At 54.4% G+C, this 26,774-nt stretch carries 24 protein-coding genes; 21 read left to right on the forward strand and 3 right to left on the reverse strand.

Features of this window, described 5'->3' with window-relative positions:
• The first annotated feature begins 22 nt into the window (after positions 1 to 22).
• From V5P19_RS21550 to V5P19_RS21620, 15 genes are all read left to right on the forward strand, one after another.
• Complete coding sequence (locus tag V5P19_RS21550) at positions 23 to 709, forward strand: molecular chaperone (protein WP_334407370.1); 687 nt, start codon at positions 23 to 25, stop codon at positions 707 to 709.
• Positions 710 to 892: 183 nt separating this feature from the next.
• Positions 893 to 3,355: a fimbria/pilus outer membrane usher protein gene (locus V5P19_RS21555; RefSeq protein ID WP_334407372.1), complete on the forward strand. Its 2,463-nt coding sequence runs from the start codon at positions 893 to 895 to the stop codon at positions 3,353 to 3,355.
• 14 nt (positions 3,356 to 3,369) lie between these two features.
• The gene (locus V5P19_RS21560; RefSeq protein WP_334407373.1) at positions 3,370 to 4,440 is read left to right on the forward strand and encodes a fimbrial protein; all 1,071 of its coding nucleotides are present in this window, start codon (positions 3,370 to 3,372) and stop codon (positions 4,438 to 4,440) included.
• A gap of 34 nt (positions 4,441 to 4,474) precedes the next feature.
• Complete coding sequence (locus V5P19_RS21565) at positions 4,475 to 5,020, forward strand: fimbrial protein (protein ID WP_334407375.1); 546 nt, start codon at positions 4,475 to 4,477, stop codon at positions 5,018 to 5,020.
• 178 nt (positions 5,021 to 5,198) lie between these two features.
• Entirely contained in the window at positions 5,199 to 5,825 is a 627-nt protein-coding gene (locus V5P19_RS21570; protein WP_334407376.1) for a response regulator transcription factor, read from the forward strand.
• A gap of 68 nt (positions 5,826 to 5,893) precedes the next feature.
• Positions 5,894 to 6,565 carry a LuxR C-terminal-related transcriptional regulator gene (locus tag V5P19_RS21575; protein WP_334407378.1) on the forward strand — a complete coding sequence of 224 codons (672 nt, stop codon included), beginning with the start codon at positions 5,894 to 5,896 and terminating at the stop codon, positions 6,563 to 6,565.
• Positions 6,562 to 7,239, forward strand: a complete 678-nt coding sequence (locus V5P19_RS21580; protein ID WP_334407380.1) for a hypothetical protein — start codon at positions 6,562 to 6,564, stop codon at positions 7,237 to 7,239. The genes V5P19_RS21575 and V5P19_RS21580 overlap by 4 nt, the downstream gene beginning before the upstream one ends.
• 837 nt (positions 7,240 to 8,076) lie before the next feature.
• Positions 8,077 to 8,628, forward strand: a complete 552-nt coding sequence (locus tag V5P19_RS21585) for a tyrosine-type DNA invertase (RefSeq protein WP_334407382.1) — start codon at positions 8,077 to 8,079, stop codon at positions 8,626 to 8,628.
• A gap of 350 nt (positions 8,629 to 8,978) precedes the next feature.
• Positions 8,979 to 9,698 carry an FCD domain-containing protein gene (locus V5P19_RS21590; protein ID WP_334407384.1) on the forward strand — a complete coding sequence of 240 codons (720 nt, stop codon included), beginning with the start codon at positions 8,979 to 8,981 and terminating at the stop codon, positions 9,696 to 9,698.
• The gene (locus V5P19_RS21595) at positions 9,695 to 10,708 is read left to right on the forward strand and encodes an ABC transporter ATP-binding protein (protein WP_334407386.1); all 1,014 of its coding nucleotides are present in this window, start codon (positions 9,695 to 9,697) and stop codon (positions 10,706 to 10,708) included. The genes V5P19_RS21590 and V5P19_RS21595 overlap by 4 nt, the downstream gene beginning before the upstream one ends.
• Positions 10,705 to 11,787, forward strand: coding sequence for an oligopeptide/dipeptide ABC transporter ATP-binding protein (locus V5P19_RS21600; protein WP_334407388.1), 1,083 nt, complete (start codon positions 10,705 to 10,707; stop codon positions 11,785 to 11,787). Before V5P19_RS21595 ends, V5P19_RS21600 begins: the two co-directional genes overlap by 4 nt.
• A gap of 2 nt (positions 11,788 to 11,789) precedes the next feature.
• Positions 11,790 to 13,304: an ABC transporter substrate-binding protein gene (locus V5P19_RS21605; protein ID WP_334407390.1), complete on the forward strand. Its 1,515-nt coding sequence runs from the start codon at positions 11,790 to 11,792 to the stop codon at positions 13,302 to 13,304.
• An 18-nt stretch (positions 13,305 to 13,322) separates the two neighbouring features.
• Positions 13,323 to 14,264, forward strand: a complete 942-nt coding sequence (locus V5P19_RS21610) for an ABC transporter permease (RefSeq protein WP_334407393.1) — start codon at positions 13,323 to 13,325, stop codon at positions 14,262 to 14,264.
• Positions 14,265 to 14,266: 2 nt separating this feature from the next.
• Complete coding sequence (locus V5P19_RS21615; RefSeq protein ID WP_334407395.1) at positions 14,267 to 15,142, forward strand: ABC transporter permease; 876 nt, start codon at positions 14,267 to 14,269, stop codon at positions 15,140 to 15,142.
• A 9-nt stretch (positions 15,143 to 15,151) separates the two neighbouring features.
• Positions 15,152 to 16,753 (forward strand): gamma-glutamyltransferase family protein, encoded by a 1,602-nt coding sequence (locus V5P19_RS21620; protein ID WP_334407451.1) that lies wholly within the window; start codon positions 15,152 to 15,154, stop codon positions 16,751 to 16,753.
• Positions 16,754 to 16,795: 42 nt separating this feature from the next.
• Here the strand turns inward: V5P19_RS21620 and V5P19_RS21625 are convergent, their stop codons facing one another.
• Both V5P19_RS21625 and fadE read right to left on the reverse strand, forming a co-directional pair.
• Positions 16,796 to 17,566 (reverse strand): amidohydrolase, encoded by a 771-nt coding sequence (locus V5P19_RS21625; RefSeq protein WP_334407396.1) that lies wholly within the window; start codon positions 17,564 to 17,566, stop codon positions 16,796 to 16,798.
• Positions 17,567 to 17,674: 108 nt separating this feature from the next.
• Positions 17,675 to 20,119, reverse strand: coding sequence for an acyl-CoA dehydrogenase FadE (gene fadE / locus V5P19_RS21630; protein WP_334407397.1), 2,445 nt, complete (start codon positions 20,117 to 20,119; stop codon positions 17,675 to 17,677).
• A gap of 239 nt (positions 20,120 to 20,358) precedes the next feature.
• Here fadE and lpcA point away from each other — a divergent pair, with 239 nt between their 5' ends.
• Together lpcA and V5P19_RS21640 are read left to right on the forward strand one after the other, a co-directional pair.
• Positions 20,359 to 20,937 (forward strand): D-sedoheptulose 7-phosphate isomerase, encoded by a 579-nt coding sequence (lpcA, locus tag V5P19_RS21635; protein WP_334407399.1) that lies wholly within the window; start codon positions 20,359 to 20,361, stop codon positions 20,935 to 20,937.
• Between the two features lie 52 nt (positions 20,938 to 20,989).
• Positions 20,990 to 21,757: a class II glutamine amidotransferase gene (locus V5P19_RS21640; protein WP_334407401.1), complete on the forward strand. Its 768-nt coding sequence runs from the start codon at positions 20,990 to 20,992 to the stop codon at positions 21,755 to 21,757.
• Here V5P19_RS21640 and dpaA read toward each other — a convergent pair.
• Positions 21,728 to 22,468 (reverse strand): peptidoglycan meso-diaminopimelic acid protein amidase, encoded by a 741-nt coding sequence (gene dpaA, locus V5P19_RS21645; RefSeq protein ID WP_334407403.1) that lies wholly within the window; start codon positions 22,466 to 22,468, stop codon positions 21,728 to 21,730. The two genes, V5P19_RS21640 and dpaA, sit on opposite strands and share 30 nt — an antisense overlap.
• Before the next feature lie 301 nt (positions 22,469 to 22,769).
• On the opposite strand from dpaA, the gene V5P19_RS21650 reads away from it, so the two are divergent.
• From V5P19_RS21650 to V5P19_RS21665, 4 genes are read left to right on the forward strand one after another with little or no spacing between them, the layout of a single operon-like run.
• On the forward strand, positions 22,770 to 24,113 hold the full coding sequence (locus V5P19_RS21650; RefSeq protein WP_334407405.1) for a Na(+)-translocating NADH-quinone reductase subunit A: 1,344 nt from the start codon (positions 22,770 to 22,772) through the stop codon (positions 24,111 to 24,113).
• A gap of 3 nt (positions 24,114 to 24,116) precedes the next feature.
• Positions 24,117 to 25,352, forward strand: a complete 1,236-nt coding sequence (locus V5P19_RS21655; RefSeq protein WP_334407407.1) for an NADH:ubiquinone reductase (Na(+)-transporting) subunit B — start codon at positions 24,117 to 24,119, stop codon at positions 25,350 to 25,352.
• Positions 25,345 to 26,139 (forward strand): Na(+)-translocating NADH-quinone reductase subunit C, encoded by a 795-nt coding sequence (locus V5P19_RS21660; RefSeq protein WP_334407409.1) that lies wholly within the window; start codon positions 25,345 to 25,347, stop codon positions 26,137 to 26,139. The genes V5P19_RS21655 and V5P19_RS21660 overlap by 8 nt, the downstream gene beginning before the upstream one ends.
• Positions 26,132 to 26,770, forward strand: a complete 639-nt coding sequence (locus V5P19_RS21665) for an NADH:ubiquinone reductase (Na(+)-transporting) subunit D (protein ID WP_334407411.1) — start codon at positions 26,132 to 26,134, stop codon at positions 26,768 to 26,770. The genes V5P19_RS21660 and V5P19_RS21665 overlap by 8 nt, the downstream gene beginning before the upstream one ends.
• The last annotated feature ends 4 nt before the right edge of the window (positions 26,771 to 26,774 follow it).

The following is a 26,774-nucleotide window of genomic DNA, read 5'->3' on the forward strand; positions in this document are numbered from 1 at the left end:
TGTTAAGACAGGTAGAGACACCATGAATACATGGCGCGCAGCAGCGGTGGCAGTAGTATTAATGACCTTCAGCACGTTAGTGCAGGCAGGTGTAGTGGTTGGCGGTACGCGTCTGATCTATGACGGTGCAAAGAAAGAGTCAGCCATCAATATCAGTAATCCTGACAAACATGCTTACCTCATTCAGTCATGGGTAGACGGCGGGGAAGCAAGCGCGGGCGTTCAGGCCAGCAAAGCCCCGTTTATTGTCACTCCTCCTTTATTCCGTCTGGACGGTAGCCAGCAAAATATTCTGCGCGTGGTTCGCGCGGGTGGGGATCTGCCAGAGACGAAAGAGTCGCTGTTCTGGCTGAATATCAAATCGATTCCCTCTGCAGAGAAGAGACAAAACACGCTGCAGATTGCTGTTAAAACACGCATAAAACTAATTTTCCGTCCCGCTGGGGTGAAAAGCACGCTTGATGAGGCGGCGAAAACCCTCACCTGGAAACGTGCCGGTAACCAGCTTCAGGTAACCAATCCCTCGGCGCATTACATCACTTTTTTCAACGTCAAAATCAACGGTACGGCCGTGAAGAGCGCAAACATGGTAGCGCCGCAGTCTCAGGCCTCTTTTGAATTACCTGCCAACGTAGCCGGTGGGGCACTGACCTGGCAGTTTATCAATGACTATGGCGGTACCAGCAAAGCGATGACGGGCACTATCTGATAGTGCCGTCAGGGGGACTGTTACGTCTGTCAATAAGGAAGTGATGAACGCAAGCGTCAAGCGGCGTTAACACATGGAACAACGAAAATGAACGAAATAACGAAGATTCCTGCTCAAGCCAATTTTAGGCTATCCCGTCTTGCGCGCCTTATAGCATGCCAAGTTACGCTCTTAATCGGCGGAATGGGTACGATCAATGCGGCAGAATATTTCAACCCAGCCTTATTAGAAATCGATAATCCGGTTCAGGGTAACGCTGATTTATCCATTTTTGAAGACGGCGATTTACAGCCCCCCGGCACCTACCGTGTTGATATTTATCTTAATGGATCGGCGGTTGATACGCGCGACGTGAAATTCACGTTGGCAACTGACGCTGCCGGTAAGCAAAGCCTTCAGCCGTGTCTGAGCGGTGAACTGCTGCGCGATATGGGCGTGAAGATAGGGATGTACCCGGACATTCAAGCCACAGATGAATGTGCCAATTTTACCGGTGCGATTGCGCAGTCTTCCGCTAACTTCCGCTTTGACCAGCAGAGGCTGGATCTCAGCATTCCGCAGGCTGCCTTGAATTCTCAGGCCCGCGGCTATGTGTCGCCGGATAAATGGGATTCGGGTATTCCGGCCCTGTTGCTTAATTACAGCTTCAGCGGTGCGAACACCGATGCGCGGAACAGTGACACGAATAATTCCAACACCTATTACCTGAACCTGCGTTCCGGGGCTAACCTCGGTGCCTGGCGCCTGCGAAACTATTCGACATGGAACCGTGACAGCAAGGGGAACCAGAGCTGGGACTCTATCAATACCTATTTGCAACGTGACATTCAGGCACTGCGAAGCCAGCTGACGCTGGGCGACAGTAACTCACCCACGGAAGTTTTTGATACCGTGCCATTCCGCGGCGTTCAGCTTGCATCGGATGACGATATGCTGCCTGACAGCATGAAAGGCTATTCACCCGTCGTCAGGGGAATTGCGCAAAGTAACGCGCAGGTCACTATTCGTCAGAACGGGTATGTGATCTATCAAAGCTATGTCCCTGCCGGGCCGTTTGCGATTTCCGACCTTTACCCTACGGCGGGCAGTGGCGATCTTAACGTAACGATTAAAGAAGCGAACGGCACCGAGCGGACGCTGGTCGTACCTTTCGCCTCCGTACCCGTGCTTCAGCGTGAAGGTCACCTGAAATACAGTTTCACCAGCGGTCAATATCGCTCCTATAACGATGATGTTGAAAAGACCCCGTTTACTCAGGGCACTGCCATTTACGGCTTGTCGCACGGCGCTACCGTTTATGGTGGTGTTCAGGCTGCGAGTAAATATCAGTCTGTGGCGGTCGGGATTGGACAAAACCTCGGTCGCATTGGTGCGCTCTCTGCTGACGTGACGCAGGCGTGGACCAAGCAGAAAGAGGCTCAGAAAGAAAACGGCCAATCCTGGCGTCTGCGTTACGGTAAGAGTTTCGTGGAAACGGGAACCAACTTCAGCCTGGCCAGCTACCGTTATTCGACTTCAGGTTTTTATACCCTGCAAGAGGCGCTGGAAAGTTATGCAGGCGGCAACGGGTATTACAGCGACCACAAGAAGAGCCGGGCAGAACTGACCCTCAGCCAGAACTTATGGCAACAGGGCGGCGCGCTCTCGTTGAGCCTTGTAAAAGAAGAATACTGGAACAACGATCGTTCGAGTGAATCCGCGAGCGTTGGCTATAACAACACCTGGTCCGGTATTTCCTGGGGGGTTAACTACACCTACAACCGTAACGGCATGGACAGCTACGGTCACCGGACTTACTACACCGATCAAATTGTTGCCATGAATATCAGCGTCCCGCTCAGCAAGTGGCTGCCGGGGAGTTATGCAACCTATAACCTCAACAGCAGCAAAAATGGGAGTACCTCCCATAACGTTGGGCTGAGCGGTACCGCATTACGTGACGACAACCTTAACTACAACATCAGCCAGGGCTATACCACGCAGGGCCAGGGCGCGAACGGATACGCCAGCGCAGACTATAAAGGAACGTACGGTGAAGTGAATGCCGGTTATGGCTATGACCGTAGCCAGCGTCGTATGGATTACGGCCTCCAGGGGGGCATTGTGGTCCATGAAAATGGCGTAACCCTTTCGCAACCGCTGAGCGAAACGGTCGTTCTGGTCAAAGCGCCTGGCGCGGATGACGTGAGCATCGCCAGTAATACCGGGGTAAGAACCGACTGGCGCGGATATGCCGTGGTGCCTTACGCCACTGCGTATCGCCGTAACCAGGTCTCTCTCGATACAGCCACCTTACCCGACAACGTGGATATGACGCTGACGAGTACGTCGGTCATCCCAACGCGCGGCGCCGTGGTACGGGCAGACTTTGATCCGAACGTCGGGCAGCGTGTGCTCATGACGATCGCGCGTGCGAATGGCGAGCCGGTGCCGTTTGGCGCGATGGCTGGCCTTGATGACGATAAGAAAAACAACGGCAGCATCGTTGGTGATGGCGGTCAGGTTTATCTCTCAGGTATGCCGGATAGCGGGACGCTTAAGGTGAAATGGGGGGCCTCGGCAACCCAGAGCTGCCTGGTGAATTATCGCCTGCCTGACCAGCCGGCCACGTCGGGTATTCAACTTATTAATGGAGACTGCCGTTAAGGCGGGACACGGACATGATCAATCGCATGAATATGTTTATTGCCACTTTCACCTCACGCCGTTCCTTCGGCGGCAAAAAAGCGGCGTTACTTCTTCTGGCGCTGGCAGGCGTAATGCTGAGTGCCCGTGCACACGCAAGTGCCTGTGCACCGACCGATGGCACGAAGACGTACAACTTCCCAATGGATTATTTATTACAGGATCCGACGCAAAACACCACGGGCAGAATTATTAACAATGCCTATCAATGGAACCTGAGCGGAAACTACAACGTGACCTGTTCTTGTACCGGTACGTATACCGGTGCGTATGTCACGGCAAAAGTGCCGGACACCGGGCTGGCCTATACCGACGGGAACCTCAATTATTACAGCATCAGCGAGTATCTGGCGGTGGCGAGTGAGGTGTATATCGCCGGCGGATATGGCGCGAATAAAGCGACCCCGTTTACCAGCGTAAGTAACCTGAACACCGCCGTTAACTGTGCCAGATATCCTTACGCTACCGGGGCTCGCGGTTCGATATCGTTATACTTTAAACGTCCGTTTGTTGGGGTTCAAACCATCCCGCTGACCAAAGTCGTTGATGTTTATATTGCCTCTGATGCCTCCACACAGTCTACCGTACCGGTCTCCACCGTCTGGATGAGCGGGTCAGTTACCGTGCCGCAATCGTGTGAGATCAACGGTGGTGGGGTGATCAACGTGCCATTCGGCGACATTATGTCAGGCGATATCGCCACGAAGGGCGAAATGGCGAAAAACTTCACGCCAAAAAACGTCAATTTCAACGTTGCCTGCACCAATATTTCTGAGGGGGTGAAGGTAAGCCTTTCATTCCAGGGAACACCGGATGCGAACGATCCGACCGTACTCTCCACCACCAATAGCGACGTAGGCGTCAAAATTCAGGATACCGCAGGGGCTACCGTGGCGCCATTGAGCGGGCGTCTGCCGCTCACGATGGACTACGCCGCACAGCTGGGGACCTCCGCAATTAATTTATTCCCGATTAACACCACGGGAAATGCGCCTACGACAGGTGAGTTCAATGCGACAGCGACGATACGCGCTGAAATAGAGTAATTCCGCGACGAAACGAAACGGGAAGGGAAAAGAAATGGTTAAGGAAGCAACGTTCAATTTGAGCAACAAGACGAAAATGCCCGCCTTGATGCTATTGCTGGCGGCGGTGGTGCTTTCATCTCCGGCGAGTGCTGATACGCAACTTAACATCACCGGCAACATTAAAGCCTCACCGTGCAGCCTCGATCTGCCTGCTGGTGGGCTGAATGTGGATTTAGGCCAGAACATTCTGGCGTCATCTCTGGCCGAAGCCGGTTCGTCGGCTGCCTGGAGTCCGTTTTCGATTGTCCTGAGCGAATGTCCCGTATCGACAACGGTTGCGACCCTGACGCTGAACGGCACGCCGGATGAGGTCGAAACCAGCATGTATGCGAACACCGGCACGGCATCTCAGGTGCAAATCGAGGTACAGGACACCGAGGGGACGACGCTGGGAAATGCGGCGCAATTGCAGAAGAACATTGATTCCGCAAGCCGCGGCACAACGTTTGACATGCGCGCGCGTGTGCATAGCGCCCAGGGAAATGCGACAGCGGGAACTGTCGTTGGAACAATGCAGGTCACCTTTACCTATCAATAGCTGAGGGAGGATAGGGGTCGTCAGGAGAGCCCCCTCAATTACGTAAGGCATCTTTTCCAGCAAGTGCTCCCGCAAGGGAGCGGGACTGAGAAAACAAGGAGGTAGGATGAACTATGTCAACAACTTAACCGCATCACGTATCTCCCCAAGGTGTTCAGAAGGGAAAGGGGTATTGATCATGGATGCATGCTCTGTCACAGCGTTAGGGATAAAGCAGGTACTGATCGCGTCCTGCGGGATTAGCGAGACGATTAACGTTGTACAAACCCTTGCTGAGATTTCATCGCAAATAGACCTTACGCCGCCTGGTCTGCTGATCATGGACGTTTGTGGCGAAAATGAACTTATGCTGGATGGGCTGCGATTGTTGGCGCATTTGCGTGAAACGCATCCTGCAATGAAGATTGTCATTTGCACTGATTTTAGCGACTACCGCGTGCTTGAGCTGCTTGCGTCATCAAAAGCGCACGGCATCCTGTTGAAACATGAGCCTGCACTGGCGCTAACGCAATGTATCACCAGAGGCATGCTGGGGAGTCGGCAGTGGCTTAGCCCAAAAGTGCAACAGCTGCTTGCCAAAACAACCCCAAAAAATACTGCACTGACCGCCAGAGAGCTGGACGTTCTCGCCTGTTTGTTCTCCGGTCAAAGCGTATCCAGAGTCGCTCAGACTCTGCATCGCGATATTCGTACCATCAGTACACACAAGCGTAATGCCATGATGAAGCTGGGTTTTCATAACGACAGTGAACTCTTTGCGCAGGGAACGTGGATGGCAAAAGTGGGGCCCACTTCGGGACTGTAAACATAGCCGTACTGTTTTTTTAAATGGATTAATGCCGGGAGCCCCGGCCTGCAAGGAGCAATAGCCTGATGAATCAGACATGCACCCCATATCAAACCGTGGCGTTAATGGATAGCCATCCCCTGACGCTTTTAGGGCTCTCGACGCTGATCGAATCCATTAATAAAGATCATAAAATTATTCTTCAGGAACTGAGCCTGGGCAAAATGCAGGAGGCCCTGATGTATCAGTCTGTCGATCTTCTGGTCACCGACCTGCAAAGCTCGGAGGAAGACCTTCAGCAAGGACTCGACATTCTGCTGCGAATGAATGCGCAGTTTCCCGACATGACTATCGTGGTTTATACCTCGTGCCACGACAGCAACGTGCTGCGAAATCTTCTGACGCATTACAACATCAGCATGATCGCACGCGCGGAGCCACTTGCCGATACTGAAGATTTCTTCAGGCAGGCGTTTGATAAAAAACATGTGCTGAGCCCGAAAATCTGCAGCGATCTCGCGCGGATGAATGAAACGCATCCCTGCGTCACCGCCAAATTAACCCGTAGCGAAATTGATGTGTTGAAGCATCTTTTCCACGGTATGGATCTGCAGCAAATTGCGCAGATGAAGCAATTAAGTATCAAAACCATCAGTGCACATAAATGTAATGCTATGCGTAAGCTTGATGTCAGAACGGATTCGGAGCTTTTTTTACAGCTAAGCAGTGCGTTTAGTCAAAGGGGGGAACTGACATGATTAACCACAAAAGCGGCAACACCGTGGCTAGCAGTATCAGCAATCATCATCCTGTAATTGTTCTTACTGATAACTATTGGTTGTATTTTGGTATATCTCAATTGTATCCACAATCTAATGTTATTCACGTCAGGTTAAGCGATGAAGAACTTCACCGTAAGTTATGGGGGAATGCCAGTTCCGTGGTATTGATTGTTGATAACGATATCTTTATTCAAGGGGCTTGGCTGTCATTGATGAGTTTGTTTGAAATATGCACCTTTCAAAAAATAATCTGGCTTCAAAGCGATAAAACCGGTTCCTTTACGCCTTTCAAACCTGGGAAAAGCTACCTTGTTGAAAAGAAAAAAACGTTGAAGGAGTTCCTGCGTAACCTGAATGATATTTTCTGCGGGCGCGAATCGCTGACTGGCAAAACGCGCTGCACGCGTTTAACAAAAAGTGAATGCTCAATGATCAAGTACCTCGCAGCCGAACATAACGTTAAATCTATTTCAACGAATGCATGCTTATCCTTAAAGTCTATCTATCACGTGAGGTCTACGCTCATGAGTAAATTTGGTTTTGAGAATGCATGTTTTTTCCAGTTTATACTTTTTAAAAATATCGACATACTCTTCCCGTCGTTTACCCATAAAGTACAAGCTTCTACTGCGTCTATCGTGAACCAATGAAGACAGGCATTGTGAGGTCTGTATGAAAGGAGTGTTATGGTCAAGGGCCTCACTGTGCATAACGTGCTGCTTACTGACATCCTCTGTGTATTTTCCCTCAGTAACCTGAGATAGCTCACGAAAGTTCACACTCGTAACAACTCCCGATTGTTATACTGGCAGTCATTACCTCAGAAAAAACCGAATAAATAAGATTTCTCTCTCTTTTCTTGCGAGGGACTCATGTGTGCAATTATTTTTTATAAATTAAAAATTAGTGCAAAGCATCTTTTGTAACCTCTTGTTTTAGTTGACTTGCATTTTATTGTTTTCCCAGCGGTATTATCTCTTAAAGGAAAGATTTAATTTTTTCCTATTAAAATTTAAGTCATTTCCCATAAAAGTTTGTCATTTAGATTATATCAGTGTGATGTTCTTTGTTTTGGGCTTTTTTCTGTTTGTTTTTGGTGTTTAAGTCTTTAGGTTTCTTGTTTTGTAGTATAAAAAACTAATTTTATTTGATTGCTCCTGTGTGAAGATCATGATTGTGCTATATTTATAAAAATTGCACTTCCAACTTTCCATCTCAATGTGATTTAATCTTTCAAGGGCAGGCTTGTAGAAGGTTTAAACCTGACCTCACTAAGATTTGAACATGACAGCTTTACAATGCCATTGGATAGATAAATATTTTTAACGGTATTTTTCATAATATCTGTATTTAGTCGTCAATAACAATATTTAATAATGAACTCAGTGAAGAGGTTTTTCATATGTCAGTTATGTCCTTGCCTGCAATTTATGTATAAAGGTGTAAGGTTGTAGACGGAAAGATGAAAATAAAAAAGAAATATGACAATGAAGAGAAGAAAATACCTGACCGTGCATGAGGTTGAAAGATTAATCTCTGCTGTTGCTACCACAAAAAACAGTGAACGAAATAAATGCATGTTGTTAATGTGTTTCATCCATGGGCTCCGCGTGAGCGAGCTATCCCAGTTGAAATTGCGAGATGTCGAAATTTCCAATAAAATAATCTATATTTCAAGATTAAAAAATGGATTTTCAGTACAGCATCCTCTACAACATCGCGAATTGGTGGCATTAAAAGCATGGATGCAGAAACGATCAGGCTATTTGGGCTCAGAGTCTGAATATCTATTTTTATCGAGGCATGGAAAGAAAATATCTAGGCAGCAATTGTATCGTATTTTCAGAGAGGCTGGACAGGCCGCTAACATTAATATTGATGTGCATCCGCACATGTTTCGACATGCATGTGGTTATGCTCTTGCCGATAAGGGATGTGATACCCGGCTAATACAGGATTATTTAGGACACAGAAATATTCAAAACACGGTTATTTATACGGCATCAAATGCTGCTCGTTTTAAATCCGTTGTTTTTTAATTTATGACTACATCGTTTTTCTGACAGCGTGCTTGTGAGTTTCTTGCTGTTACATCACATTAACTATAGTAGTGCATTTATTTAACAAATGCACTATTGTAGTTCATTTTATGCACTGTATTGGTGCGTTTCAGCCCGCTTTTATCCTCGTGCTTACACACTAAAATGTAATAGTTATGTAAAAATAATTCATAGGAAATCATTTGGTTACCGCTCATTTTCCAGTAAGTTCCTGAACCAATCATTTATTGGTTCGTTTATTGCTTAATCATTAGTGCGATAAGTAGCACGTCATATCAATAACTTATCGTTAATAAAAATAAAGTAATGATGAAAGCGAGCGAACCAATATGGAAAAACCGTCACGGTTTCTGGCCAATTCCAGCACCGCGCTTGAGCAGCTGCGCGGGCTAATCCACCAGCATGAGTCAACACCAGGCATTCCGCTGCCCACGGAACGTGAGCTGTCGGAAACTCTCGGCGTTGGACGACGTGAAGTGCGTCGCGCGCTGGACGTGCTGGAAGAAGAAGGGCGTATCTGGCGTAAACAGGGCAAAGGGACATTTATTGGACCTGCTGCACCTGTTGAACCGCTGGCCCTTCAGGGATTGGTTCAACAAACCAACCTTCTGGAAGTGATGGAAGCTCGCCTACAGCTTGAACCCGGCCTGGCCCGGCTTGCGGCACTGCGTGCCACCAGGGAAAACCTCGCGCTTATGCAGCGCATGCTGGAACGCATTGATAAGGTCAGCCCGGATGACCGCGATCTCAACGAACTGTGGGACAGTGCGTTTCACCGCGCCATTGCAGAGGCAGCAGGCAACCGCCTGATGCTCGGGCTGTTTGATGCCATTGATGCTGTCCGGCGTGAGCCCGGCTGGCAACATCTTCGAGAACTTGCCCGAACCCCCGAACGCGTCGACAGCTACAACGACCACCATCACAACATCATGTCGGCAATTATCCATCGCCAGCCTAATGAAGCTGCGGCCGCCATGCGCGAACACCTGCTTAGCCTGCAAAACGCCCTGATTCAGGCGATTCACCTTGAGGACGATTTCACCCTATGACGACGATTCCGTTTAAGGAAGTTACTCCTGTACTGCGGCTGCAAAACCTCAACGTTAGATTCTCTGGCTCCCCGGTTAGTGTACTCGATGGCATTTCGCTGACGGTCAAAGCGGGCGAAACGCTGGCGCTGGTGGGCGAGTCCGGCTGCGGGAAAAGCATCACCTCATTAGCGCTCATGGGTTTGCTGCCCGCCAGCGCGCAAATCGTCAGCGGTGACATGCAGTTCCGCCGTCACGACCTGCGAAAACTCTCTCCGCGTGAGTATGCCGATCTGCGCGGCAGCGAGCTGGCGATGATTTTCCAGGAGCCGATGACGTCGCTCAATCCTGCCTTCACGCTGGGCGATCAGCTCAGTGAAGCCGTAATGCGTCATCAGAACCTTTCGCGCGCAGAGGCGATGACGGCCGCGTTGAATATCCTGGAGAAAGTTCAGATCCCGGCCGCGGAGATGCGCCTGAAAGCCTACCCCCACCAGCTTTCCGGCGGCATGCGCCAGCGCGTGATGATTGCGATGGCGCTGATTAACCATCCTCGATTGCTGATAGCCGATGAACCTACTACCGCGCTGGATGTGACCATCCAGGCGCAAATTCTTTCGCTGCTCAATACCTTAAAAGAAGAGACCGGCACGGCGGTGCTGATGATCACCCACGATTTAGGCGTCGTAGCAGAAGTCGCGCAGCAGGTGGCGGTGATGTATGCCGGGCAGGTCGTAGAGCAGGGGAGCGTAGAGGCCATCTTTGCCGATCCGCAGCACCCGTACACCATTGGCCTGATGGGATCGATTCCCTCTCTTGGCGCACGAAAAGGGCAGCTTTCCACCATACCTGGCGCGGTGCCGCTGCCAGAGTCTATGCCGAAAGGTTGTCGTTTTGCGACCCGCTGCCCGTTTGCGCAGACGCGCTGTCACGATGAAAAGCCGCCGCTCACGCCGCTTGCCGCCGGCCATCAGGTCGCCTGTTTCCGCGTGCCGCTGGAGCACCATATTGCGTTGGGAGAAACCGCATGACGACGCCCATTCTTGAAGCCCGTGATCTCAGCAAACTTTTTCCCGGCCCGAAAAAACTCTTTACTCCGGCGCCGTTTGTCACCGCGGTGGATCGCGTTTCTCTCTCTGTGATGCCGGGCGAAACCCTGGCGATTGTGGGCGAGTCCGGTTCCGGGAAATCCACCCTCGGCCGTCTGCTGCTGCGTTTGCTGGCCGCCAGCGAAGGGCGCGTCTTTTATCAGGGTGAGGAGATCACTCACGCATCTGGCGCGCGTCTGAACCAGCTCCGGCGTGAACTGCAGATCATCTTCCAGGATCCCTTTGCGTCGCTGAACCCGCGCATGACGGTGGAGCAGATTGTCGGCGAGCCGCTGTGGCTTCACCAGAACATGAAAAAAGCCGACCGTCAGTATCGCGTCGCCGAACTGCTCAAAACCGTTGGGCTGCCTGCCGCCTGGGCCGGACGTTATCCGCACGAGTTTTCCGGCGGCCAGCGTCAGCGTATCGGGATTGCGCGGGCGCTGGCTTCTGGCCCGAAACTGCTGCTCGGGGATGAGCCGGTCTCCGCGCTGGATGTCTCCGTGCAGGCGCAGGTCGTCAATTTGCTGGAAAGCCTGAAGCACCAGTTGGGGCTGACAATGGTGATTGTTGCCCACGGTCTGGCGGTTATCCGCCATATGAGCGATCGCGTAGCGGTGATGTATCTCGGCCAAATTGTTGAGCTTGCCACCGTCGATGAGATCTTTGATGCGCCGCTGCATCCCTACACGCAGGCGCTGATCGCCTCCGCGCCGCAGATGCAGCCGGGCGCCAATCGCGAGGCTCCATTGCTCCTGGGCGATTTGCCGAATCCGGCGAACCCGCCGTCCGGGTGCCGTTTCCATACGCGCTGCCCGTACGTTACGGATGAGTGCCGCCAGGTCGAACCCATTAATCAGGTGCTCGACGGCGGACGTCAGGTTGCCTGCCACCGCTGGCAGGAGATTAACCGCGATCGCAGTGTTATCCAGATAGCACCGCCATCCGCCGCATTTCTTCGCCGCCGCGCGTTGTTTGAACTCGCGGCCTCTCACTCCTCCTTTCCTTCAGGGAACTCATGATAATGACAATGCGTAATTCTCTTTTGACCGTACTGGGAAGTGTAATGTTGCTCGGCGCGGCGCTGCCCGCGCAATCTGAAAGCGTACTGCGGATTGGTCTCGGCGCGGACCCGGACATGCTCGATCCGCATCTGGCGCGCACCTATTATGGCCGCTTCGTGTTTGCTTCCCTGTGCGACAGGCTGGTGGACGTAGACGAAAACCTGAAAGTGGTGCCGGGCCTGGCAAAAGACTGGGCCTGGAGTGAGGACGGCAAAACCCTGACGCTAAACCTGCGCGAAGGCGTGACCTTCCACGACGGGGAAAAATTCGATGCGGCAGCGGCAAAATACAACCTTGACCGCGCCCTGACCCTGAAAGGCTCCCTGCGTAAAAGCGAGATCTCGTCGGTGGAGTCGATTGACGTCACCGGCCCGATGCAGATTGCCCTGCACCTGAAAACGCCTGATGCCGCGCTGCTGATGCAGCTTACCGATCGTGCCGGGGCCATGATGGCGCCGGAAGCAGCGAAAAAGCCTGATTTTGCCGCTCATCCGGTCTGTTCCGGCCCGTACAAATTCGACAGCCGCGTGTCGCAGGACCGCATCGTTCTGACCCGTTTCGACAACTACTGGAACAAAGACGCCTATCACTTCGACAAAATCATCTATCTGCCGATCCCGGACGCTTCCGTGCGCCTGGCTAACCTGCGCGCGGGCGATCTCGACCTGACCGAAGGCATTGCGGCAAGCGACGTGAAGACCGTCGAAGCCGACAGCAAGCTGTCGCTGGCGAAGGTGACCGGACTGGGCTATCAGGGCATCACCTTTAACATCAATAACGGCAAAGTTCCGGCCAACGATCCGTTCAAAGATGCCCGCGTGCGCGAAGCCTTCTCGCAGGCTATTGACCGCGACGCGTTAAACCAGGTGGTCTTTGAAGGGCTTTACACGCCAGCAAATCAGGCGTTCTCGCCGGTCAGCCCGTATCACGTCAACCTGCCGGTGCCGCCGCGCGATGTCGACAAAGCGAAAGCCTTGCTGAAAGCCGCAGGCGTGACCACGCCACTGACCGTCAATCTGCTGGTGCCGAACAACCCAACCTCTCAGCAGGTCGGGCAGGTGCTTCAGGCTATGGTGGCAGAGGCTGGCTTTACCCTGAATCTGCAGATGACCGAATTTGCCACGCTGCTCGATCGCCAGCAGAGCGGTGATTATCAGCTGAGCTTCTCCGGCTGGTCGGGTCGCCCGGATCCGGACGGCAGCATCTATGGCTTTATCAACAGCAAAGGCACCCTGAACGACGGCCGCTACAGTAATGCACAGGTGGATGAGTGGCTGATCCAGGCGCGCCAGAGCACCGATCAGGCCGCGCGCCAGCCGCTGTACGACAAAGTGGTGAAGCAGCTGCAGACCGACATGCCGATTGCTTATCTCTACTTCGAACCCCGTATTTTCGGCCTGAACAAGCGCGTGCAGGGCTTTAAACCTTACCCGGACGGCATTGTGCGTCTGGCCGGTTTGACGCTGGCGAAATAAACGTCCTGAGGAGAAACCATGCTGGAACTGATTTGCAAACGTCTGCTGCTGGCTATCCCGACCCTGCTGCTGGTCAGCATGATGGTATTCGGGTTGCAAAAGCTGCTGCCCGGCGATCCGCTGATCGCCATGGCCGGGGAGGAACGGGATCCGGCGGTGATCGCCCAGCTGCGCGCTGAGCTAAACCTGGATGCGCCGATCCCCGTGCAGTATTACAACTGGCTGACGCGTGCGCTGCAGGGCGATCTTGGTGTCTCCTTACGCACTCACGAACCGGTGACGGAGCTGATTGCCAGTAAGCTGCCGGTGACGCTGGAGCTGTCCCTGCTGGCGATGATTATCGCCCTGGTGTTCGGCATCAGCATGGGCATCCTCGCCGCGGTGAACAAAAACAGCTGGGTCGATCACGGGGCCAACTTTGTGGCGATATCGGGGATCTCAATACCGCACTTCTGGCTTGGGATCCTGCTGATTCTGGTCTTCTCGGTGAACCTGCAATGGCTGCCTGCGTCGGGCTATGTGCCGTTTAACGAAGATCCGCTCCAGAATCTGCGCACGTTGCTGCTGCCCGCTTCTGTTCTGGGGACAGGCTTGGCGGCCACGCTGATGCGCCACACTCGCGCCTCGATGATCGCGGTGCTGAAAGCGGATTACATCCGTACCGCGCGCGCAAAAGGGCTGCTGCCAAAAGCGGTGATCTTAAAGCACGCGTTTCGCAATGCGCTGGTGCCGGTGATTACCCTCACCACGCTGTTGTTCGGCGAGCTGCTGGGCGGGGCGGTGCTGACTGAGCAGGTCTTCACCATTCCTGGCTTCGGCAAGATGATCGTCGACTCGGTATTTAACCGCGACTATGCGGTGGTGCAGGGCGTTGTACTGATTGTCGCAATCGGCTTCCTGATGCTCAATCTGCTGGCCGACGTGCTCTACGTCCTTATCAACCCGAAAATGCGAGGTTAATCATGGCGGAACTGACCACTCAAACCGTTGTGCCCGCGCTGCCGCGCGCGCAGAACCGGGTGCTGAAGAAATTCCTCGCCAATAAAAGTGCGGTGATGGGTGCGGTGGTGGTGGGCTTCTTTGTGCTGGTGGCGCTGCTGGCACCGTGGATCGCGCCGTTCGATCCGGTGAAAGCTAACTTCCTGGCGGTACGTAAAGCGCCGTCGGTAATGTACTGGTTCGGCACTGACGAGCTGGGGCGCGACATTTTATCCCGCATTATCTGGGGGGCGCGAACCTCGCTGATGGCGGGCTGTATGTCTGTCATTATCGCGGTGGTCATCGGCGTGCCGCTGGGGCTGGTGGCGGGGTACTTCCAGAAGATGTGGGATGGGGTGATCTCGCGCTTTATTGAAGCGTTGCTGGCCTGCCCGTTCCTGATCATGGCGATCGCGCTCGGCGCTTTTTTAGGCCCAAGCCTGACCAACGCGATGATCGCTATTGGTCTCTCGGCGATGCCGATCTTCGCCCGCCTCACGCGCGGCCAGGTGATCGCCATTCGCAACGAAGAGTACATCGACGGCGCGCGGGCGATTGGCCTGCCGGATCGCTGGATCATCATTAAATACGTCCTGCCCAATGTGATGTCCCCGATTCTGGTGCAGGCCACGCTGGCGATTGCCTCCGCGATTATCGCGGAAGCCAGCCTCTCCTTTTTAGGATTAGGGCAGCAGCCACCGAACCCATCCTGGGGCTCGATGCTGAATACCGCCAAAGGGTTCCTTGAGCAGGCACCGTGGATGTCTGTGTTCCCCGGCGTGGCGATTTTCCTTGCCGTGCAGGGCTTTAATTTACTCGGCGACGGGCTGCGCGATGCGCTCGATCCGCGCCACGACTAAGGAGTCATGATGACCAAAGCGCTTGATTTTACGTCCGGCTACGATTCACGACGCCCACCGATGATGGGTCATAACGCCGTTGCCACCTCACAGCCGCTGGCGGCACAGGCGGGCATGAAAATGCTGCAGCTGGGCGGCAATGCCGTCGATGCAGCGATTGCGACCGCGATGGCGCTGACGGTTGTCGAGCCAACCGGTAACGGGATCGGCAGCGACGCTTTTGCGATTGTCTGGGATGGCGAAAAGCTTCACGGGCTGAACGCGTCCGGTCGTTCGCCCGCGAGCTGGCATGCGGATCTGTTTGCCGGAAAAACCGCCGTGCCGGAAATTGGCTGGGATGCGGTGACCGTGCCAGGTGCCGTGTCGGGCTGGGTGGCCCTGGCTGAACGTTTCGGCACGCTGCCGCTGACTACGCTGGCGCAGCCTGCCATTGACTATGCGCGCAACGGTTTCCCTGTCTCCCCGCTAATTGGTCATCTCTGGCAGCGCGGCTATAACAAGCTCAAAGATCAGCCTGGCTTTAGCGCCTGCTTTGCACCGGAAGGGCGCGCGCCGCGCGTTGGAGAAATCTTCCGTAACCCAGCGCAGGCAAATTCGCTAGAGCTGATTGCGAAAACCAACGGCGAGGCGTTTTATCGCGGCGAACTGGCGCAGAAAATCGCCGCCTTTGCCAAAGAACACGGTGCGCATTTGACCGCCAAGGATCTGGCAAACCATCGCGTGGAGTGGGTAGAACTGCTGTCACGCGAGTTTGCAGGCGGTTCAGTACAGGAGCTGCCGCCAAACGGTCAGGGGATCGCCACGCTGATAGCGCTCGGCATCCTGGAGCAGTGTGGTATCGAAAAGCATCACCCAGATTCCGTGCAGTCCCTGCACTTGTCCATTGAAGCAATGAAGCTGGCGCTGGCCGATCTCGACCGCTACGTGGCGGATGAGGATCATATGGAATTTGCCGCCAAAGAGCTGCTGAGCGATCGTTATCTGCAGTCGCGTGCGGCGCTGATCGATCATGATACCGCGTCTGACTTTGTCTACGGTTCGCCGACGCAGAGCGGAACGGTTTACCTGAGTGCGGCCGACGCCAGCGGCATGATGATCTCCTTTATTCAGTCAAACTTTATGGGCTTTGGTTCTGGCGTTGTGGTGCCGGACACTGGGATCAGCCTGCAAAACCGTGGCTGCGGTTTTGCGCTGGATCCCAAACACCCGAACGTGCTGGCGGGCAGCAAGCGTCCGTTCCACACCATCATTCCTGGCTTTGCGATGGACGCTGACGGCAAGCCGCTGATGTCATTTGGCGTAATGGGTGGGCCAATGCAGGCGCAGGGGCACATGCAGATGGCGCTGCGCATTATGCTGCACGGGCAAAACCCGCAGGCGGCAATCGATGCCCCGCGCTGGCGCGTGGTGCAGGGCAGGGAGGTGATCGTCGAGTCGACCTTCGATCGCAATACCATTGCCGCCCTGCGCGAGCGCGGGCATCAGATCGTGGTGGAAGATCCGTTGCAGGATTATAACTTCGGTGGTGCGCAGGTGATTTACCGTATGCCGGAAGGGCACTACGTTGCCGCGACGGAAAGCCGCAAAGACGGGCAGGCGTTAGTGAGCTAACGTTTTATTGCCCCGCTCCCCTGTGGGGAGCGGGGCAAATATTCATCCAATGCTAAACGGATCTGCATCCTGCCACGCCGGAAACTTCTCCCGATACTCCTTCAGCGCCGTTAACGACAGCTCGGCATCAATACGCGTCGCCTGATGCGGCTCGGCAGTTGCAATAATTTCGCCCTGTGGATTTACCACCCGGCTGTCACCGCGATAGTGATGCCCGTTACCGTCAGTGCCTACCCGGTTACAGCCCACGACATAGGCTTGGTTCTCAATCGCGCGCGCCACCAACAGCGCCTGCCAGTGAAGTGAACGCGGCGCTGGCCAGTTGGCGACGTACAGCGCCAGGTCGTAATCGTTGCGGTTGCGTGACCATACCGGGAAGCGCAGGTCGTAGCAGACCAGCGGCAAAATACGCCATCCGCGCCACTCAAACACCACGCGCGCGTTACCCGCCTCATAGTGATGATGCTCATCCGCCATGCGGAACAGATGGCGTTTATCGTAATAGTGCACTTTCCCTTCTGGCTCAACCAGCAGGAAGCGGTTCACCGGCCCGCGATCGGTTTGTAGCGCGGCACTCCCGGCTATCAGGGCGTTTGTTTGCTGCGCCTTGGCATGCATCCAGGCAACGACCTCTTCCTGAGGCATTGACTGCTTAGCGGCTTCCATAGCAAAGCCGGTGGTGAACATCTCCGGCAGGACAATCACATCGCGTCCGGTAATCTCTTCCAGTTGACGATCAAAGTGACGCAGGTTGGCAGGGCCATCCATCCACACTAAAGGTTGCTGCAAAATCGAAATCTTCAGACCAGGCACGATACAGACTCCTCAAACGACCGCTTTTTGACACTGTAGCACGTCATACCGAGAAAATGTGGCAATAAAAAACCCCGCACAGGGCGGGGTTTGTCAGAGCGAAACGGGTTATGCCGCTTCAGGTTTGCGGACCTTCTCCGGCAGCTTTACCGGCTGTGTTGCCAGCTCATCCGGGTCGAAATCATCGACGTTAATGCTGCGTAGACGACTCTCTTCCGCTTTCACCAGCAGAGCCGCTTCATCTTTAGTAATAATGCCACCCGCCAGCGCCTGTTTCGCCAGCTCGTCCAGGCGGGTGAACGGCAGGTTTTTGCCCAGCTGTTTGCAGATTTTTTGGTGAACAGGGTCGGCAGCCATCACGTCCAGCAACGCCTCTTCCAGCAGACCCACGGGGTTATGCTCGGTCGGCTCAAGGTACTGGCCGCGGCCAATACGGGAGCGGGTTGCGCTCGGTACCTGCAGGATCTTCGCCACTTTATGATCCAGCTTGTCGGACGGTGCCAGATGGTGGCGACCGGTCGGGAAAATCACCGCGCGCAGCGCACCTGCAACAAAGCGGTTCGGGAAGTTCGCCAGCAGATCGTCAATCGCCTGCTCGGCCTGATACATCGCATCCTGCACGCCCCAGTGCACCAGCGGCAGATCCGCTTCCTGACGGCCTTCGTCGTCGTAGCGTTTCAGGACCGCAGAGGCCAGGAAGATCTGGCTCAGCACGTCGCCCAGACGGGCAGAGATACGCTCGCGACGCTTCAGGCTACCGCCCAGCACCGCCATCGAGACATCAGACAGCAGCGCCAGGTTGGCGCTCAGACGGTTGAGATGCTGGTAGTAGCGCTTGGTCGCATCACCGGTCGGCGTCGCGCTGGTGAGACCGCGCGTCAGGCCCAGCCAGAAGCTGCGCATTTTGTTACTTCCCACGTGGCCGATGTGTTTAAACAGCAGCTTATCGAAAGCATCCACGTCGTTATTTTGTGCGGCGGCCATCTCTTCCAGCACGTACGGATGGCAACGAATCGCCCCCTGACCAAAGATCATCATGCTGCGGGTCAGGATGTTGGCCCCTTCAACGGTGATGGCAATCGGTGCGCCCTGATAGCCGCGCGCCAGGAAGTTGCCTTCGCCGAGCATTATGCCCTTACCGCCCGCAATATCCATCGCGTCAATGATTGACTGCTGCGCGCGGTGGGTACAGTGGTACTTCACTATCGCGGACAGCACGGCCGGTTTCTCGCCAAGCATAATGCCGTAGGTAATCAGCGATGCGGCCGCGTCCATCACGTAGGCGTTGCCGGCGATACGCGCCAGCGGCTCTTCGATACCTTCCATCTTACCGATGGAGATTTTGAACTGACGGCGGATGTGAGCGTAAGCGCCAATCCCCATCGCCACGGACTTCAGGCCACCGGTAGAGTTCGATGGCAGGGTAATGCCGCGCCCGACGGACAGACATTCAACCAGCATACGCCAGCCCTGCCCGGCCATTTTCGGGCCACCGATGATGTAATCAATCGGCACAAAGATATCCTGGCCGCGGGTCGGACCGTTCTGGAACGGTACGTTCAGCGGGAAGTGGCGACGGCCAATTTCAACGCCAGGCGTAGAAGTTGGGATCAACGCGCAGGTAATGCCGAGGTCTTCTTCGCCGCCCAGCAGTTTTTCCGGGTCAGAGAGCTTAAAGGCCAGCCCCAGTACGGTCGCGATAGGGGCAAGCGTGATGTATCGTTTGTTCCAGGTCAGGCGCATGCCCAATACCTGTTCGCCCTGCCATTCGCCCATGCACACTACGCCGGTATCCGGGATAGCGCCTGCGTCAGAGCCTGCTTCCGGGCTGGTCAGCGCGAAGCACGGGATTTCCTGACCGCGCGCCAGGCGCGGCAGATAATGATCTTTCTGTTCTTCAGTCCCGTAATGCTGCAGCAGCTCGCCCGGGCCTAAGGAGTTCGGTACGCCAACGGTGATTGCCAGGATCCCCGAGACACCCGCCAGTTTTTGCAGCACGCGAGCCTGAGCGTAAGCGGAAAACTCCAGGCCGCCGTACTCTTTCTTAATGATCATCGCGAAGAAGCGATGTTCTTTCAAATACGCCCACAGCTCCGGCGGCAGGTCAGCCATCTCATGGGTGATGGCAAAGTCGTTTGCCATGCGGCACGCTTCTTCCACTGGCCCATCAATAAAGGCTTGTTCTTCAGCGGTCAGGCGCGGCTGCGGATAGTTATGCAGTTTTTTCCAGTCCGGATTGCCCTGGAACAGGTCACCTTCCCACCAGGTGGTGCCCGCATCAATCGCTTCTTTCTCGGTACGCGACATCGGCGGCATCACTTTACGGAAGCCCTTGAACACCGGCGCGGAGATCATCGATTTACGCATCGGGGTAAGGTTAAGCGGCAGAAGGATGAGGGCCAGCGGCACTAAAAGCCAGATATTCCAAAGACCGGCGACGCCAAGCGCAGCGGTCCAGGCCAACAGAATCAGGCTGCTTAGGAATAAACTTACGCGGTGATAAAACAACACACCGAGCAGAACAACGGTTGCGAGAATACTCAAAATCATCATAAAGAAAAGCTCCCTTGCTTGTAGGAGGTCTGACCACTTGTGATGATATGGTTGTAGTGGATGTTATTTCTTTTAGCAATGTGTTCACAAAATAATTACAACCTGGTTCACATTGTTCATGTTTTCTACGGCACGAAAAATCAAAACGCCGGACGATTCGCATGGCTTTAGCTTCTCGCTTTTCGCGCTATCCGGTACACTCCACTGTGTTATTTCATCAATACTGAAGGATTATCCTCATGTACCAGGATCTTATTCGTAACGAACTGAACGAAGCGGCGGAAACGCTGGCTAACTTTCTGAAAGATGATGCCAATATTCACGCTATTCAGCGCGCGGCGGTCCTGCTGGCCGACAGCTTCAAAGCCGGTGGCAAAGTGCTCTCCTGCGGCAACGGTGGCTCCCATTGCGACGCCATGCACTTCGCAGAAGAGCTGACCGGGCGTTATCGCGAAAATCGTCCGGGCTACCCGGCGATTGCGATTTCCGACGTGAGCCACATCTCCTGCGTGGGCAACGACTTCGGTTACGACTACATCTTCTCTCGTTATGTGGAAGCGGTGGGTCGTGAAGGCGACGTTCTGCTGGGTATTTCGACGTCCGGCAACTCCGCGAACGTGATCAAAGCCATTGCTGCGGCACGTGAAAAGGGGATGAAAGTGATCACCCTGACCGGTAAAGACGGCGGTAAGATGGACGGTACGGCGGATATCGAAATTCGCGTTCCGCATTTTGGCTATGCTGACCGCATTCAGGAGATTCACATCAAAGTGATCCATATCCTGATCCAGCTGATCGAAAAAGAGATGGTTAAGTAAGACTTCGCTGGGGGGCCTGGTGCCCCCCGCAGTTGTGGAGTGGAGGTAATCTATGTGCGAACTGCTCGGGATGAGCGCCAATGTGCCAACCGATATCTGCTTTAGTTTCACCGGGCTGGTTCAGCGCGGTGGGAGGACAGGGCCGCATAAAGACGGCTGGGGCATAACCTTCTACGAAGGCAAAGGGTGTCGCACGTTCAAAGATCCACAACCCAGTTTTAACTCACCGATAGCGAAGCTGGTGCAGGACTATCCGATAAAGTCCCGCTCGGTGATCGCGCATATCCGCCAGGCAAACCGCGGGGAAGTGGCGCTGGAAAATACACACCCGTTTACCCGTGAACTCTGGGGCCGTAACTGGACCTATGCGCACAACGGACAGCTCACGGGCTATAAGTCTCTTGAGACGGGCAATTTCCGCCCGGTCGGCGAAACCGACAGTGAAAAAGCCTTTTGCTGGATGCTGCACAAATTAACCGAGCGTTATCCACGTACTCCCAGCAATATGGCAGCCGTGTTTAAGTACATCGCGTCGCTGGCGACAGAGCTGAGGGAGAAAGGCGTGTTTAACATGCTGTTGTCAGACGGGCGCTACGTAATGGCGTTCTGCTCGACAAATTTGTTCTGGATAACCCGCCGTGCGCCGTTTGGCGTGGCAAAGCTGCTGGATCAGGATGTGGAAATCGATTTTCAGAAAGAGACCACGCCAAATGATGTGGTCTCTGTTATCGCTACGCAGCCGCTGACGGGCAACGAAACCTGGCAAAAGATTATGCCAGGCGAGTGGGTACTATTTTGTCTCGGGGACCGCGTAGTTTGACGCCAGCTGCGGATGGACGACTTCGTGGCTCAGCGGTTTGCTGACCACGTAACGGCCATCGACGATAGAGACCACTGGCGGCTTGTGGGTCTGCTCAAAGTAGTCATAACCTGGCTTCAGCTGTTTCCAGAAATCGGAATAGTAAGAGTACTTATGGCGCGCCATGTTGGCATCGGTCATGCGGAACGGATAAATACTTACCTGAACGTTAGGTTGACCAAAGACCAGCGCACCCGTTACAAACTGGAAGATCTCATCAATGCCGGAGTCGGTCATCGCATAGCAGCCGATAGACACGCAGGCACCGTGAATCATCAGGTATTTACCTTCATAGCCGTGGGCACGGTCATACGCATTCGGGAAGCCGATATTAATCGCTTTATAGAAGCGGCTGTCAGGTTTTAACTGGCTACGCTGAACGTTGTAAAACCCTTCCGGACTTTTGAAATCTCCCTGACGCTGTTTAGGCCCCAGACCACCGGAATAGTTACAAATTTTGTAGCTGTCGAGCAGCTGATATGTCTCACCCATTTTCACAAATAGGTCGAGTGTGCGTTCTTCCTTGAAGATTTGAATATAAACCGGCGATCCCATTAACTGCTGTTTATATTCTTTGCTGATCGGCGTGGTTGAACTGTTACTGCTGAGCAGTCCCGCAAACGACACGCACGGAATCAGAAGCATCGCAATGAACAATGCGATTTTACGCATACTACTAGTTCCTTGATAAAACTAAGACCAACTTGCCAGGGCGGCAAAAGAGACCCGAAATCAGATTAATCTGGATTAGGAGCGCTCACATTAGCATCGCTATAGATTTTCGCAAGAGCGGAGCTGTTAGTTTACAAATTAGTTTTACTTTATATCTTATTCAAATAGCGCTGACTCCAGGAACTTTGCGTAATAGCTCGCAATTTGGCGCGTGCAATGGCGGATTACCTGCCTTCCGGGCGGGCGGAAATGGTACACTCGGCCCCCTCTGGATTGTTGGTCATGGAAACTTGCTAACCACATGTTTAAAATCAGAAAAGGACTTGATCTGCCGATTGCAGGCGTGCCTGAACAGCACGTTTCGACTGGCGCAAGCGTTCGCCATGTCGCCATTGTGGGTGACGATTATGTGGGGATGCGTCCCTCCATGCGGGTGCAGGAGGGCGATCGCGTCATTAAAGGGCAGGCGCTCTTCGAAGATAAAAAAAATCCTGGCGTGATGTTTACCGCGCCAGCGTGCGGCACCGTTGTGGCCATCAATCGCGGCGAACGCCGGGTTCTCCAGTCGGTTGTTATCCGCATCGAAGGAGACGAACAGCGCGAATTTGCCCCTGTCGACGCGGCAGATCTCGCCTCGCTTGGCCGTGAGGCCGTTCAGGCTCAGCTGTTGGACTCCGGCCTGTGGACGGCCTTTCGCACGCGCCCGTACAGCAAGTCCCCCGTGCCTGGCACAGCGCCGGCCGCTATCTTCGTGACGGCAATCGACACCAACCCGCTCAGCGCAGATCCGCAGCCCATTATTCTGGCGCAGCGCAAAGCCTTTGATGCCGGGCTGACCCTTTTATCGCGCCTGACGCCTGGCAAAGTCCATGTGTGTCAGGCCAGCGGCGGCAAGCTCGGCGGGCATCCGCAGGGCCAGGTCACGTTTAATGAATTCGCAGGGCCACATCCCGCTGGCCTGGCCGGCACCCATATTCACTTCCTTGAGCCCGTAAGCCTGACAAAGCAGGTCTGGCATGTGAATTACCAGGACGTCATTGCTATCGGAAAGCTCTTTACGACCGGAGAATTCAGCGCTGAACGTGTGGTCGCGATAGGGGGACCGCAGGCGGTCAACCCGCGGCTGGTGCGTACGCTGCTGGGCGCAGATATCAATGAACTGCTCGAGGGGGAAGTGAAAGAGGGCGAAAATCGCCTGATTTCGGGTTCGGTGCTCAATGGCCGCCAGGCTGTCGGTCACCACGCCTATCTGGGGCGCTTTCACCTGCAGATAAGCGTTGTCGAGGAAGGGCGCAACAAAGAGTTATTCGGCTGGGTTCTGCCAGGGGCAGAGAAATACTCAGTAACCCGCACCACGCTGGGCCACTTCCTGCGTCGCAAACTCTTTAACTTCTCTACCAGTACCCACGGCGGTGAACGCGCGATGGTGCCAATCGGCAGCTACGAGCGCGTCATGCCGCTCGATATTTTGCCGACCCTGCTGCTGCGCGATCTGCTTGCCGGTGATTCCGATAGCGCGCAGGCGCTCGGCTGCCTTGAGCTGGACGAAGAGGACCTGGCGCTCTGTACCTACGTGTGTCCCGGTAAATACGAATATGGACCCGTATTGCGCGAGGTGTTAACCCGCATTGAGCAGGAAGGATAACCGATGGGCTTAAAACACCTCTTTGAAAAAATTGAGCCGCACTTTACGCTAGGTAAGCTTAAAAAGTATTACCCGCTGTATGAAGCGACGGCGACCATTTTCTACACGCCGGGGCTGGTGACGAAAGGCGCGTCGCACGTACGCGATGCCATCGACCTGAAGCGGATGATGATTCTGGTTTGGTTTGCCGTTTTCCCGGCAATGTTCTGGGGCATGTACAACGTGGGCTTGCAGACGATCCCTGCGCTGCACCATCTGTACGATGCCCCGCAGCTGGCACAGGTGATCCAGTCAGACTGGCACTACCGCCTGGCGCAGTCCTTGGGTGTGAGCTTTGCGGCGGATGCGGGCTGGATGAGCATGATGACGCTGGGGGCGGTCTTCTTCCTGCCAATTTACTTCACAGTGTTCATCGTGGGCGGCTTCTGGGAAGTGCTGTTTGCCATTATTCGCAAGCATGAGATCAACGAAGGTTTCTTTGTTACCTCCATCCTCTTTGCGCTGATTGTACCGCCCACGCTGCCGCTCTGGCAGGCTGCTCTCGGTATCAGCTTCGGCGTGGTGATCGCAAAAGAGATCTTCGGCGGGACCGGGCGTAACTTCCTCAACCCGGCGCTGGCGGGGCGAGCATTTCTGTTCTTTGCCTACCCGGCTCAAATCTCGGGCGACCTGGTATGGACGGCGGCGGACGGATTTTCCGGCGCGACGCCGCTTTCTCAGTGGGCCGCGCACGGGGGCGAAACGCTGGTTAATAACGCGACGGGACAGCCCGTGACCTGGTTCGATGCCTTTATTGGCACTATTCCAGGCTCGATTGGGGAAGTCTCTACGCTGATGATTTTGATTGGCGGTGCGATCATTCTTTTTGGTCGCGTGGCCTCCTGGCGGATTGTAGCCGGCGTGACGATCGGCATGGTGCTCACCGCCACGCTGTTTAACGTCATCGGTTCAGCCACCAACCCCATGTTCTCAATGCCCTGGTACTGGCATCTGGTGTCAGGGGGTTTTGCGTTCGGCATGATGTTCATGGCCACCGACCCCGTCTCGGCTTCGTTTACTGACAAAGGTAAGTGGAGTTATGGCGTGCTCATTGGCGTGATGTGTGTCCTGATTCGCGTGGTCAATCCGGCCTATCCGGAGGGGATGATGCTGGCCATTCTGTTTGCCAATCTGTTCGCGCCGCTTTTCGATTATCTGGTTGTGCGCGCCAACATTAAGCGGAGGAAGGCGCGTGGCTGATATTAAAAATAATGACAGCATCAGCAAAACGCTGCTGGTGGTGCTGGTGCTTTGCCTGGTCTGTTCCATTGTGGTTGCCGGCTCTGCCGTTGGGCTAAAGGCGCTGCAGCAGGAACAGCGCGCGCTGGATAAGCAGCGCAATATCCTTGCCGTTGCCGGACTGATGCAGGAAGGGATGAGCGCAGAGGATGTCTCTTCCGTTTTCGCTGAGCGCATATCCGCACGTCTGGTGGATTTAAAAACCGGCCAGCTTCTGGATAAAGATCCGGCGAAATATAACCAGGCCCAGGCGCTGAAAGATCCCCAGATGAGCCTGACGCTTGAGGCATCTCAGGATCCGGCGGGCATTAAGCGTCGCAGCAATCTGGCGGAGATCTATCTGGTACGCGACGAGCAAAAGCGCGTACAGGAGCTGGTGCTGCCCATTTACGGCAACGGCCTCTGGTCGATGATGTATGCCTTTGTGGCGCTTGATACGGACGGTCGCACTGTTAAAGGTATTACCTATTATGACCAGGGGGAAACGCCGGGGTTGGGTGGGGAAATTGAGAACCCTAACTGGCGCGCGCAGTTTGTCGGTAAAAAAGTGCTCGACGACAACGGTCAACCAGCCCTGAGAGTGATGAAAGGGGCTGCACGCCCTGGTGACGCGTACGCCATTGACGGGCTTTCCGGTGCAACGCTCACCTCTAACGGGGTGCAGCACAGCTTTGATTTCTGGATGGGGGCGCTGGGTTTTGGTCCCTTCCTGAAAAACGTACGTGAAGGAGCGCTGAACAATGGCTGATACGGGTGAACTGAAAGAAGTTAAAAAGGTGCTGACTGGCCCGCTGTTAGCCAATAACCCAATCACCCTGCAGGTGCTGGGCGTCTGCTCGGCGCTGGCGGTAACGACGAAACTGGAAACGGCGCTGGTGATGACCGTCGCGGTGACGCTGGTCACCGCATTCTCCAGCATGTTTATCTCCATGATCCGCCACCACATCCCAAACAGCGTGAGGATCATCGTGCAGATGGCGATCATCGCCTCGCTGGTGATCGTGGTCGATCAGCTGCTGCGCGCCTTCGCCTATGAAACGTCAAAACAGCTCTCGGTGTTTGTCGGTCTGATTATCACCAACTGTATCGTAATGGGGCGTGCGGAAGCCTACGCCATGAAAATGCCGCCGCTGGCGAGCTTGATGGACGGTATCGGCAACGGCCTGGGGTACGGCGTGATCCTGCTGACAGTAGGGTTCCTGCGCGAGTTGATCGGTAGCGGCAAGCTGTTTGGCATCACGGTGCTGGACACGGTACAGAACGGCGGCTGGTATCTGCCTAACGGACTGTTTCTGCTGGCCCCAAGCGCATTTTTCATTATCGGTTTGCTGATCTGGCTGATTCGTACGCTGAAGCCAGAGCAGCAGGAAAAGGAGTAACCGG

This window comes from Enterobacter sp. UNJFSC 003 (assembly GCF_036903355.1).
GTDB lineage: Bacteria > Pseudomonadota > Gammaproteobacteria > Enterobacterales > Enterobacteriaceae > Enterobacter.

Bases quoted from the DNA above. Each gene is read 5' to 3' on its own strand.
- V5P19_RS21550 (WP_334407370.1), top strand. From the start codon at position 23: ATGAATACATGGCGCGCAGCAGCGGTGGCAGTAGTATTAATGACCTTC.
- V5P19_RS21555 (WP_334407372.1), top strand. From the start codon at position 893: ATGGGTACGATCAATGCGGCAGAATATTTCAACCCAGCCTTATTAGAA.
- V5P19_RS21560 (WP_334407373.1), top strand. From the start codon at position 3,370: ATGATCAATCGCATGAATATGTTTATTGCCACTTTCACCTCACGCCGT.
- V5P19_RS21565 (WP_334407375.1), top strand. From the start codon at position 4,475: ATGGTTAAGGAAGCAACGTTCAATTTGAGCAACAAGACGAAAATGCCC.
- V5P19_RS21570 (WP_334407376.1), top strand. From the start codon at position 5,199: ATGGATGCATGCTCTGTCACAGCGTTAGGGATAAAGCAGGTACTGATC.
- V5P19_RS21575 (WP_334407378.1), top strand. From the start codon at position 5,894: ATGAATCAGACATGCACCCCATATCAAACCGTGGCGTTAATGGATAGC.
- V5P19_RS21580 (WP_334407380.1), top strand. From the start codon at position 6,562: ATGATTAACCACAAAAGCGGCAACACCGTGGCTAGCAGTATCAGCAAT.
- V5P19_RS21585 (WP_334407382.1), top strand. From the start codon at position 8,077: ATGAAGAGAAGAAAATACCTGACCGTGCATGAGGTTGAAAGATTAATC.
- V5P19_RS21590 (WP_334407384.1), top strand. From the start codon at position 8,979: ATGGAAAAACCGTCACGGTTTCTGGCCAATTCCAGCACCGCGCTTGAG.
- V5P19_RS21595 (WP_334407386.1), top strand. From the start codon at position 9,695: ATGACGACGATTCCGTTTAAGGAAGTTACTCCTGTACTGCGGCTGCAA.
- V5P19_RS21600 (WP_334407388.1), top strand. From the start codon at position 10,705: ATGACGACGCCCATTCTTGAAGCCCGTGATCTCAGCAAACTTTTTCCC.
- V5P19_RS21605 (WP_334407390.1), top strand. From the start codon at position 11,790: ATGACAATGCGTAATTCTCTTTTGACCGTACTGGGAAGTGTAATGTTG.
- V5P19_RS21610 (WP_334407393.1), top strand. From the start codon at position 13,323: ATGCTGGAACTGATTTGCAAACGTCTGCTGCTGGCTATCCCGACCCTG.
- V5P19_RS21615 (WP_334407395.1), top strand. From the start codon at position 14,267: ATGGCGGAACTGACCACTCAAACCGTTGTGCCCGCGCTGCCGCGCGCG.
- V5P19_RS21620 (WP_334407451.1), top strand. From the start codon at position 15,152: ATGACCAAAGCGCTTGATTTTACGTCCGGCTACGATTCACGACGCCCA.
- fadE (WP_334407397.1), bottom strand. From the start codon at position 20,119: ATGATGATTTTGAGTATTCTCGCAACCGTTGTTCTGCTCGGTGTGTTG.
- lpcA (WP_334407399.1), top strand. From the start codon at position 20,359: ATGTACCAGGATCTTATTCGTAACGAACTGAACGAAGCGGCGGAAACG.
- V5P19_RS21640 (WP_334407401.1), top strand. From the start codon at position 20,990: ATGTGCGAACTGCTCGGGATGAGCGCCAATGTGCCAACCGATATCTGC.
- dpaA (WP_334407403.1), bottom strand. From the start codon at position 22,468: ATGCGTAAAATCGCATTGTTCATTGCGATGCTTCTGATTCCGTGCGTG.
- V5P19_RS21650 (WP_334407405.1), top strand. From the start codon at position 22,770: ATGTTTAAAATCAGAAAAGGACTTGATCTGCCGATTGCAGGCGTGCCT.
- V5P19_RS21655 (WP_334407407.1), top strand. From the start codon at position 24,117: ATGGGCTTAAAACACCTCTTTGAAAAAATTGAGCCGCACTTTACGCTA.
- V5P19_RS21665 (WP_334407411.1), top strand. From the start codon at position 26,132: ATGGCTGATACGGGTGAACTGAAAGAAGTTAAAAAGGTGCTGACTGGC.